Genomic DNA, 1,471 nt, shown 5'->3' on the forward strand with positions numbered 1-1,471 from the left:
TTCAGTATTGGTGACAGACCACCACAAGTATCCAACCTCAATTCTGTTCACAAGACCATCGTTGATGTTCTCGGCGAGCGATACCGTCGAATTTATTCTTAAAGTAGGTGCGGAATGACGGGTTAAAAATATGTTGTCAGGTATCTTCAAGACGATACAAACTAGAGTAGAGGCATCTGTATCATCTGGTGTATAGGGAAAAGCCAGCGGAGGATAATAATTATCCTCTGAAACGTTGTAATGATATTTGAACCTGGAAATAGGTGCTTTATACCTTGATTCATGTATAAAGTGCCTGTTTCGAGCGCCTTTATTGAGCTCATGCGGTAGCGATATGTAAAAAAAAGAGGGGCTTTTTATAATGGGTATTATACCTGATTATAATTTTATAACAACAGCGAAAGCGGATTAGCGTTGAAATGAAAAAGAGCGCATTGATTATTTACATGCTAATGATTCTGACTGGCAGCATTGGTATTTTATTCTATATGAAATCCGCACGTACGCCGATACCAGGAACGAGTGAAATGCGGGCGAATTCTTTAACAGAAACCATTGTCGTGGCCGTCGCCCAGCGAGACCTGTCTGCCAACATTGTTCTGAAGAAAGACGATTTTCAATTGAAAAATATATCTGTATCACCAGAAAGCACTGATATGCAGTTCAATATAAAAGAAAATGACCTTATTCATTGGGCACTTAAAAGTGCGGTAGCCAAAGGCAGCTACCTTCAACCAACTGCGTTGGTTGAGCCCGGCAGTGATGATTATATCACTATGTTTATCATGCCAGGAAATGTGCTTTATCCCTTTGAGTTAGATGCTTCTGATAATTATCTGTTAACCAATTTAAAGCCAGGTGCCAGTGTGGATATCTATCTTTCCTATGGACTCCGTCAAGACGATAACGGAAGTGAGGACATCATCTCTCCCGCGAAATCGATTAGCGATACACGGCTTAAACCCCTGATGATCAATAGGCGTGTATTGGCAATTCGTCGGGTAAACCAGGATGAAAAAGAGAAGTCTCAAGAAAGCAGAAGCCAACTCCTGGTTGAACTGAGAGATGCAGAAATCAAGCTGCTAAAAGGATTAGAAGGCAACGCCAGGATACTGCTATTTCCCACGGCCAGAAACCCTATTGATTTGCGTTCGAGAGGTAGTGAAACGCTATCCGGCAAAGAGGCAACATGGCCCGTCAGTAGTGCCCCCCTGTTTGATGAACCTCGCTCGCGGCCCACACACGAGTGGCGCGGTTAACAGGTCTTGCCTGTTGGGGCTGATAGGGAAATTTTAACAGAGGAAAAAGTTTGATGATGAAGCGCTTCTCATTTCACGCTCGCCTGATGCTAGGCTGTGTCCCTTAATTGCTTGAGCTATAGTATCCATCTGTTTCTACGACACTTTGGATTATGGCTCGCTACGATCTTTCTGATGAAGCATGGGCAATCATTGAGCCCTTGTTACCAACC

General features: G+C 43.3%; 1 protein-coding gene. It reads left to right on the forward strand.

What is annotated here, in order from left to right; genetic code table 11:
- Positions 1-419 precede the first annotated feature (419 nt).
- Positions 420-1,259 carry a hypothetical protein gene (locus ACTBDZ_RS17775; protein WP_438816265.1) on the forward strand — a complete coding sequence of 280 codons (840 nt, stop codon included), beginning with the start codon at positions 420-422 and terminating at the stop codon, positions 1,257-1,259.
- The last annotated feature ends 212 nt before the right edge of the window (positions 1,260-1,471 follow it).

Origin of the sequence: Symbiopectobacterium sp. (assembly GCF_051710365.1) — a bacterium.
Classification (GTDB): Bacteria; Pseudomonadota; Gammaproteobacteria; order Enterobacterales; family Enterobacteriaceae; genus Symbiopectobacterium.

What these genes read in the sequence shown, in the direction of transcription:
- ACTBDZ_RS17775 (WP_438816265.1), top strand. Translation starts at nt 420, where the DNA reads ATGAAAAAGAGCGCATTGATTATTTACATGCTAATGATTCTGACTGGC.